General features: G+C 68.0%; 10 protein-coding genes. 7 read left to right on the plus strand and 3 right to left on the minus strand.

What is annotated here, in order from left to right; genetic code table 11:
- The first annotated feature begins 67 nt into the window (after positions 1-67).
- Complete coding sequence (gene purS, locus VGE49_RS07715; protein ID WP_105563084.1) at positions 68-307, plus strand: phosphoribosylformylglycinamidine synthase subunit PurS; 240 nt, start codon at positions 68-70, stop codon at positions 305-307.
- A 157-nt stretch (positions 308-464) separates the two neighbouring features.
- On the opposite strand, the gene VGE49_RS07720 is transcribed toward purS, so the two are convergent.
- On the minus strand, positions 465-1,634 hold the full coding sequence (locus tag VGE49_RS07720) for a cyclopropane-fatty-acyl-phospholipid synthase family protein (protein ID WP_331033979.1): 1,170 nt from the start codon (positions 1,632-1,634) through the stop codon (positions 465-467).
- Between the two features lie 113 nt (positions 1,635-1,747).
- On the opposite strand from VGE49_RS07720, the gene VGE49_RS07725 reads away from it, so the two are divergent.
- From VGE49_RS07725 to purQ, 4 genes are all read left to right on the plus strand, one after another.
- Complete coding sequence (locus VGE49_RS07725; protein WP_331033980.1) at positions 1,748-2,224, plus strand: YbhB/YbcL family Raf kinase inhibitor-like protein; 477 nt, start codon at positions 1,748-1,750, stop codon at positions 2,222-2,224.
- Positions 2,224-2,649: a hypothetical protein gene (locus VGE49_RS07730; RefSeq protein ID WP_331033981.1), complete on the plus strand. Its 426-nt coding sequence runs from the start codon at positions 2,224-2,226 to the stop codon at positions 2,647-2,649. The genes VGE49_RS07725 and VGE49_RS07730 overlap by 1 nt, the downstream gene beginning before the upstream one ends.
- 109 nt (positions 2,650-2,758) lie before the next feature.
- Positions 2,759-3,988, plus strand: a complete 1,230-nt coding sequence (locus VGE49_RS07735; RefSeq protein ID WP_331033982.1) for an MFS transporter — start codon at positions 2,759-2,761, stop codon at positions 3,986-3,988.
- Positions 3,989-4,033: 45 nt separating this feature from the next.
- Positions 4,034-4,696, plus strand: a complete 663-nt coding sequence (gene purQ / locus VGE49_RS07740; protein ID WP_331033983.1) for a phosphoribosylformylglycinamidine synthase subunit PurQ — start codon at positions 4,034-4,036, stop codon at positions 4,694-4,696.
- On the opposite strand, the gene VGE49_RS07745 is transcribed toward purQ, so the two are convergent.
- Positions 4,693-5,775 carry an aspartyl/asparaginyl beta-hydroxylase domain-containing protein gene (locus VGE49_RS07745; RefSeq protein ID WP_331033984.1) on the minus strand — a complete coding sequence of 361 codons (1,083 nt, stop codon included), beginning with the start codon at positions 5,773-5,775 and terminating at the stop codon, positions 4,693-4,695. The two genes, purQ and VGE49_RS07745, sit on opposite strands and share 4 nt — an antisense overlap.
- A 46-nt stretch (positions 5,776-5,821) precedes the next feature.
- The gene (locus VGE49_RS07750; protein ID WP_331033985.1) at positions 5,822-6,103 is read right to left on the minus strand and encodes a hypothetical protein; all 282 of its coding nucleotides are present in this window, start codon (positions 6,101-6,103) and stop codon (positions 5,822-5,824) included.
- A 129-nt stretch (positions 6,104-6,232) separates the two neighbouring features.
- Between VGE49_RS07750 and VGE49_RS07755 the strand changes: the two genes are divergently transcribed.
- Both VGE49_RS07755 and VGE49_RS07760 read left to right on the plus strand, forming a co-directional pair.
- The gene (locus VGE49_RS07755; protein WP_331033986.1) at positions 6,233-7,030 is read left to right on the plus strand and encodes a hypothetical protein; all 798 of its coding nucleotides are present in this window, start codon (positions 6,233-6,235) and stop codon (positions 7,028-7,030) included.
- 46 nt (positions 7,031-7,076) lie between these two features.
- A partial coding sequence (locus VGE49_RS07760; RefSeq protein WP_331033987.1) for an AIR synthase related protein occupies positions 7,077-7,630 on the plus strand: 554 nt, incomplete at its 3' end.

The following is a 7,630-nucleotide window of genomic DNA, read 5'->3' on the forward strand; positions in this document are numbered from 1 at the left end:
CCGAGGTGGCCCGCCGCCTCGGCATCATGAAGGACATGCCGACCGTGATCCAAGGAGGACTGCACTAATGGCCAAGGTGAAAGTTCACGTCTTCCTGAAGCCCGGCGTCCTGGACGTTCAGGGCAAGGCCGTCGAAGGCGCCCTGCAGGGTCTGGGCTGGGCCGGCGTCGCCAACGCCCGCGTCGGCAAGATGATCGAGTTCGACCTCGACGACAGCGTGTCCGACAAGGAAGCCGAGGTGAAGCGCATGTGCGACACCCTGCTGGCCAACACGGTCATCGAAAGCTACCGGATCGAAGTGGCGTAAGGCCACGACAGATCAGACGATCAAGGCCGCTCGCAAGAGCGGCCTTTTTCTTTTTTCCTCCGCACTCTGTGGGGAGGGGGACCGCGCAGCGGTGGAGGGGGCGACGCAAGCGTCAGCCGTCGCGCCACCTCCCCATTTCATGGGGAGGAAAGAGAGATCACTCGCACAGATAGTCCCGGCTCAACGGCACGGCGGTCTGCTTCTTCGTCAGCTGCAACTGGAAGACCATATGCCCCAGTTCGCGGAAGGCGACTTCGCTGGCGGCGAGGTAGAACTCCCACATCCGGCAGAACCGCTCATCATACATGGTCAGGGCCTCCTCACGTCGCGCCAGGAACCGCGTCCGCCAGACCTTCAGCGTCTCGGCATAGTGCAGCCGCAGCACCTCCATATCCGTGACCCATAGCCCCGAACGTTCGATGGCGGGGAGGACCTCGGACAAGGCCGGGATATAGCCGCCGGGGAAGATGTACTTACGGATAAAGGGCTGGGTGCGGCTGGGCGGAGTCTTGCGGCCGATGGAGTGGATCACCGCCACGCCGTCGTCATCCAGCAGCCGGGCGATCGTATCGAAGTACTCCTGATAATTGGGCGCGCCGACGTGCTCGAACATGCCAACCGAGATGATGCGGTCGAAGGTCTGGTTCAGGTCGCGATAGTCCTGCAGCCGGAACTCGGCCCGGTCGGACAGGCCGCGCGCCGCCGCCCGCTCGTTGGCCGTGCGGTGCTGCTCGATCGACAGGGTCACGCCGGTGACGCGCGCCCCGCGCTCGGCCATCGACAGGCCCAGGCCGCCCCAGCCGCAACCGATGTCCAGGGCGCTTTGGCCCGGCGACAGCAGCAGCTTGTCGATCAGCCGTCGCTTCTTGGCGACCTGGGCCTGATCCAGTGTGGCGTCCGGCGTCTCGAAGAAGGCGCAGGAGTATTGCAGGTCCTCGTCCAGAAACAGGCGATAGAAGTCGACCGTCAGGTCATAGTGGTGATGGACGTTGCTGCGCGCGTGCAGCCGGTCGTTGGCCTGTTCCGCGCCGCGCCGGATTCGCTGCAGGAGGGTCAGTTTGCCTGCGCGCGGCCGGATCGCCAGTTGCGACGTGGTCAGTTGCAGGAAGTCGTAGATGTCGCCGTCCGCGACCCGGAAGGTCCCGTCCATGAAGGCCTCGCCCAGCGCCAGATCGGGGTTGGCGGCGATGGCCAGGGCCGCCTTCATGTCGCGGATCTCGACCGTCAGTTCCGGCGTTCCCGGCCCCGCCGTCAGCTCGCGCCCGCCCGGCAGACGCACTCGCACGGCGCGCGTCAGAAAGGTCTGGTCGAGAAGGGCTTGCAGCATCCGGCGCTCCGCGCTTTGAACCAGGATCAAGCTTGGCTAGGAACAGACTGTCGCTGCGCAACGGTATCGAAGCCAGACCGTTCCGTCCGACAGCCAGATCAAGGGAGCGCCGCATGACCTTCACCCTCACCTCCGCCGATTTTCATGACGGCGGCGTCCTGCCCGACGCCCAGGTGAAGGCCCTGGGCGACACCTCGCCCCAGTTGTCCTGGTCCGGCGCGCCCGAAGGGACCAGGAGCTTCGCCGTCACCTGCTTCGACCCCGACGCCCCGACCGGCTCGGGCTTCTGGCACTGGACCGTGGCCAACATTCCCGCCAACGTGACCGAACTGGCGGCGGGCGCGGGCGCCGTCGGCGGCGCCGGTCTGCCCAAGGGGGCGGTCCAGGGCCGCACCGACTATGGCGAGGCCGGTTTCGGCGGCGCCGCCCCGCCGCCTGGCCACGGCCCGCACCGCTACATCTTCACCGTCTTCGCCGTGGACGTGGACCGACTGCCGGTGACGGTCGACAACTCGGGCGCGATCTTCGGCTTCAACCTGCATTTCCATACCCTGGCCAAGGCCTCGATCACCGCGACCTACGAAAGGTGATGACGGCGACGCTCGATCATCACCAGAGGCTGGCGGCGGTCCCTGGCCTGTTCCGCCGCCTGATGGCGCAGCCGCTGGAACCCCTGACGCGGGCGCGTCTGCCCGCACGCGGGGCCGTCTATGTCTTCTATGAGGGCGACGAGCCGATCCATGTGGGCAGCCCGCCGTATCTGGAGGAGCGGATGCTCGCGCCGTCGCTGCGCCTGTCGCTGGCCGCCAGAGTGCAGAAGCCGATCGGCGGCGGCGCGCCTCGGATCAGCGTCAGCGAGTCTTCGCCCCGCCCCGGTCGCCGCAAGCCGATCAAGGCGCGCTGGCTGCCCCTGGCCGACGATCAGGATCGTCTGCTGCTGGAGCTTTACGCCGCCCAGACCCTGGGCCTGTCGGTGTCGCACCCCCGGGTTCGGGCCGAACTGGTCGGCGCCTGAACCTCGCTGCATACAAAGTGTGATGGGCCGGGCGTCCGGCCAAGGTTGAAGCGGAGGGCGTGCGCTCTATTTTGCGACGCAACGTAATTTTGTTGCATCGCGATAGTTCATGGCCCCCACCGACGCCGCCTCCTGTATCGACGACAGCCTCGCGCCGTCGCCCGCAGTGGAGGCGGTCGCCGCCCCCGGCAAGGTGGCGCTGGTGCTGCTGGCCCTGGCCATGGGCGGGTTCGCCATCGGCGTCACCGAGTTCGCGGCCATGAGCGTCCTGCCCGACTTCGCGGCGGGCCTCGGCGTCGATGAGCCTACCGCCGGCCATGTCATCAGCGCCTATGCCGCCGGCGTCGTGGTCGGGGCGCCCATTCTGGCGGTGCTGGGCGCGCGCCTGCCGCGCTGGCGGCTGCTGATCGGCTTCATGGCCCTGTTTGCAATCGGCAATGCGCTGAGCGCCCTCGCCCCCAACTATGAATGGATGCTGGCCTTCCGCTTCCTCAGCGGCATTCCGCACGGGGCCTATTTCGGCGTGGCGGCCCTTGTGGCGGCGTCTCTGGTGCCGCTCAGGCTCAGGACGCGCGCCGTCTCCACCATCCTGCTGGGCCTGACGGTGGCGACCGTCATCGGCGTGCCGGTCGCCACCGCGATCAGTCATGAGTTCGGCTGGCGCTGGACCTTCGCCATCGTCAGCGTCCTGGCGGTGATCACCATGGCCCTGGTCGCCCTGTTCGCGCCGCGCGATCCGGCTCACGCCGACGCCAGCCCCCTGCGCGAGTTGGGCGCCCTGAAGCGCGGTCAGGTGTGGCTGACGCTGGGCGTCGGGGCCATCGGCTTTGGCGGGATGTTCGCAGTCTACGCCTATCTGGCCTCGACCCTGAGCGCCGTGACCGGCGTCGGACCCGAGGTCCTGCCCTGGGTCTTCGCCATGTTCGGCCTGGGCATGATGAGCGGCAATCTGCTGGGAGCCTGGGCCGCCGACCGTTACGGCATGAAGGCGGCGGGCGGGCTTCTGCTGTGGAGCGCGGCGGCGCTGGCAATCTATCCCTTCGCCGCGCCGCACCTGTGGGCCATGCTGATCGTGGTCTTCCTGATCGGCGGCGGCGGCGGGCTGGGCTCCATCCTGCAAACCCGCCTGATGGACGTGGCCGGCGACGCGCAGACCCTGGCCGCTGCTCTGAATCATTCGGCCTTCAACACCGCCAACGCCATCGGCCCCCTGCTGGGCGGCATGGCCGTGGCGGCGGGCTGGGGCTGGACCTCGACCGGCTGGGTCGGGGTGGCCCTGTCGCTGGGCGGTTTCGCGGTCTGGATCGTCGCCTGGCTGACCGGACGCAAGACAGCGTAAAGCGACGCCTGACATTCGCCCCGAAGGGTGCTAGGAGGCCCGCCCATGAGCGCAGCTGTCATCGTCTTCCCCGGGTCCAACTGTGATCGCGACTGCAAGGTCGCCATCGAACGTTCCACTGGCGAGCAGGTCGAAATGGTCTGGCACGCCGAGACCGAGCTGCCGAAAGGCCTCGATCTGATCGTCCTGCCGGGCGGCTTCTCCTACGGCGACTATCTGCGCTGCGGCGCGATGGCGGCCCAGGCCCCGATCATGCAGGCGGTCAAGAAGGCCGCCGACGACGGCGTCGCCGTCCTGGGCATCTGCAACGGCTTCCAGGTCCTGTGCGAGGCCGGCATGCTGCCGGGCGCCCTGCTGCGCAACGCCGGTCTGAAATACGTCTGCAAGCCGATCAGCCTGACGGTCGCCAACGGCCAGACCCGCTTCACCTCGGGCTATCAGGGCCAGCGCGAAGTGGTCATGACCCAGGGCAACGGCGACGGAAACTACTTCGCCGATGCTGAAACCCTGGCCCGCCTCGAGGGCGAGGGCCAGGTGGTCTTCCGCTACGTCGACAACCCCAACGGCTCGGTCGCCGACATCGCCGGCATCCAGAATGCGCGCGGCAACGTCCTGGGCATGATGCCCCACCCCGACCGCGCCTTCGAAGCCGAATTGGGCAGCGCCGACGGCGCCGTCCTGTTCCAGAGCATCTACGCCGCGGCCTAAACCCCCAGTTTCGGCGCGTCGCCTCCGGTCGCGTCGATGGTGGCGAACAGGGCGCGAATCAGGTCCTGTTCCTCGGTCGTGATCTCGGGCTTCCACACGTCGAAGATCAGGATGGTGCGGTCGCGGCCGCTGTCGTTCCACGCCTCGTGCTCGATGGTGTCGTCGAAAGCCCAGGCCTGACCTTCCTTCCATTCGCGCACCTCGCCGCCGACCCGGAAGTGCGAGCCGGGCGGCGCGATCAGCGGCAGGTGGCAGATCAGCCGCGGATTGATCAGGCCGTGGTGCGGCGGGATCTTCGCCCCCGCCTGCAGCTTCGAGAAAAGGATGGACGGCGACCGGCCGGGGATGCGGCACAGGGGCGCCTCGGCCAGCGCCCGCAGGGTCTCGGGACAGCGGGCGGCGATCTCAGGAACCTCGGCGCCGTCCTTCCAAAGGAAGACCGCGCTCCAGGCGGCGTTGTCCAGCATCCCGGCCTGATCATGCTTGGGGCGATTGGCGCGGTCCTCGACATAGGGCGCGAACAGGGCGGGTTCGGCCAGAATCGCGTCCAGCTCGGCCCGGATCGCCAGCGCCGCCGCCTCGACCCCGGCCAGCCAGGCGACCGTCTCGCGCGGCTGGAACTCGATCTGCGGCAAACCGGGGAACATGTAGAACTTGGGCTGCTGGGAATAGAGCCGCCGACGCCCCGTCATAAGGTCCAACGAAGCGGCGAAGCGCGCGCTGGACGAGGCCGGATCGAAACCCCGCGCCTGAAGTCCGTCGCGCAGGCCCTGCTCGAACCGTCGCGCGCCCTCGGCCTGGGCGCGCGCCGCTCGCTCCAGTTCGGCGCGCAGATCGGGCGGCGGCATGACGATGGCGCGTCCCTGGGCCAGGGCGGCGCCGTAGAAGGTCATGGCCGAACGATGATCCCCCTGCCCCGCCAGGGCGTCGGCCTTCAGCACCAGAGCGCGCGGTTCGCGCGGGTTCAGATGCAGCAAGGCGTCGGCGGCGGCCGCAAGCGCCTCAAGATCGGCGCGCTGCCGCGCCGCGCGCGCCTGCGCCAATAGAGCCTGGGGATCGTCAAGCCGAACATCGCTCATCAAGCGATGGAACGATGCGTCGCGAGCCGGGTCAAGCGCCCATTGATCAGGCGTCGGACTCCTTGTCCAACTGCTCGTCTTCCGGCCGCGCCTCCTCCTTGCGATCAAGGACGCTGGCGCTGCGCCCCGCGTCGCCGACCTCGACCTCTTCCTCCACAGGCTCGCCGTCGTCATCAAGCGGACCTTCCAGCGTGCCCTTCTCCCCGGATTCACCGATGGCCGCCAGTTCGCGGGCGCCGACGCCGAGGCCCTGCTCAAGGGCGCGGTTAGTTTCCACCTCCTCGGTGTCGAGGGCCGGGTCTTCCGGCAGGTTGTCGGGGTCGGCCATGGCGCGTCTCCTGAACGAGAAGTCTGTCCTGACCTAAGCGGGGCGGCGCGCAGAGGGTTCCGTCGGCGCTCTTGAACCAAAGCGGCGCCCGGTGCGTAGATAGTGCGAAGCTGAGCCGGAGACGCCCGTATGTCCGCCATCGAACGCCCCACGCCCCGTCAGCAAACCCGTCGCCTGGCGGTCCTGGCCGCCGCCGTCTTTGCCGTGGTGGTCCCCATTGTGCAGAACCTGGGCGGGTTTGGACTGTCGCAAGCCGAGTTCGCAGCCGACGGCGACCAGACCCTGCAGGTGGCGGGCTACGCCTTTTCCATATGGGGTCTGATCTATCTGGGGCTTCTGGCCTATGCCGCTCGCCAGGCCCTGCCCCAGACGGGCGAAAGCCCGCTGATCCGCCGCATGGGCTGGCCCTCGGTCGTGGCCTTCTTCGGCATCGGCATGTGGATCGTGGCGGCGGCCCTGAACCTGAAGGCGGCCAGCGTGGTCATCATCTTCGCTTCGCTGCTGGCCCTGCTGGTTCCCTTGCTGGCCGTCGCCGGGACCATCCGCACGACCGGACCAATGGATCGCGACCGCTGGTTCCTGATCTGGCCGCTGGCGGCGCTGGCGGGATGGCTGACCATCGCCGCGCCGCTGAACCTGATCACCACGGCGACGGCGTTCGACGCCCTGCCCGCCTTCGCCTCGCCAACCGCTTGGGCCATAGCAGCGATCGTGGTGACGGTACTGGTGGCGATCGAGGTCACGCTCTACCTGCGCACCATGGCCTATCCCCTGCCCATCGCCTGGGGCCTGATCGGGGCCTTTGTGGCGGAGCAGGAGCGGAATCCCCTGCTGGGCTTCACCGCCCTGGGCGCCGCCTTCCTGCTGGTCGTGGCCGCCGTCATCCTTGTGTTCGGTCTGAAACGCGGTGTTGAGCGACCCCGATAATGGGACGGGCTGACAGGAGGCTCAGACCCGGCTAGAAGCCCCGCCCATGAGCGCTCCGCAAAAGACCACCGCAGAATTGGCCGCTGAATACGGTCTGGCTCCGAACGAGTATGAGGTCCTGCTGGACCGGCTGGGCCGCGAGCCCAACCAGGTCGAGCTGGGCGTCTTCTCGGTGATGTGGTCCGAGCACTGCTCCTACAAATCCTCCAAGAAGCAGCTGATGAAGTTCCCCGTCACGGGCGAGCGCGTCATCTGCGGCCCGGGCGAGAACGCCGGGGTCATCGACATCGACGACGGCGACGCCTGCATCTTCAAGATGGAGAGCCACAACCACCCCTCTTACATCGAGCCCTATCAGGGCGCGGCGACGGGCGTGGGCGGCATCATGCGCGACGTCTTCACCATGGGCGCCCGCCCGGTGGCCCTGCTGAACGCCCTGCGTTTCGGCGATCCCTCGCACGAGAAGTCCAAGCGCCTGGTCAAGGGCGTGGTCGCCGGCATCGGCGGCTACGGCAACTGCGTCGGCGTGCCGACGGTCGCGGGCGAGACCAACTTCCACAAGGGCTACAACGGCAACATCCTGGTCAACGCCATGTGCGT

The organism is Brevundimonas sp. (assembly GCF_036405315.1).
Lineage (GTDB): Bacteria > Pseudomonadota > Alphaproteobacteria > Caulobacterales > Caulobacteraceae > Brevundimonas.

Coding starts and splice junctions, on each gene's coding strand:
- purQ (WP_331033983.1), top strand. CDS start 4,034: ATGAGCGCAGCTGTCATCGTCTTCCCCGGGTCCAACTGTGATCGCGAC.
- VGE49_RS07725 (WP_331033980.1), top strand. CDS start 1,748: ATGACCTTCACCCTCACCTCCGCCGATTTTCATGACGGCGGCGTCCTG.
- VGE49_RS07730 (WP_331033981.1), top strand. CDS start 2,224: ATGACGGCGACGCTCGATCATCACCAGAGGCTGGCGGCGGTCCCTGGC.
- VGE49_RS07755 (WP_331033986.1), top strand. CDS start 6,233: ATGTCCGCCATCGAACGCCCCACGCCCCGTCAGCAAACCCGTCGCCTG.
- VGE49_RS07720 (WP_331033979.1), bottom strand. CDS start 1,634: ATGCTGCAAGCCCTTCTCGACCAGACCTTTCTGACGCGCGCCGTGCGA.
- VGE49_RS07750 (WP_331033985.1), bottom strand. CDS start 6,103: ATGGCCGACCCCGACAACCTGCCGGAAGACCCGGCCCTCGACACCGAG.
- VGE49_RS07745 (WP_331033984.1), bottom strand. CDS start 5,775: ATGAGCGATGTTCGGCTTGACGATCCCCAGGCTCTATTGGCGCAGGCG.
- VGE49_RS07735 (WP_331033982.1), top strand. CDS start 2,759: ATGGCCCCCACCGACGCCGCCTCCTGTATCGACGACAGCCTCGCGCCG.
- purS (WP_105563084.1), top strand. CDS start 68: ATGGCCAAGGTGAAAGTTCACGTCTTCCTGAAGCCCGGCGTCCTGGAC.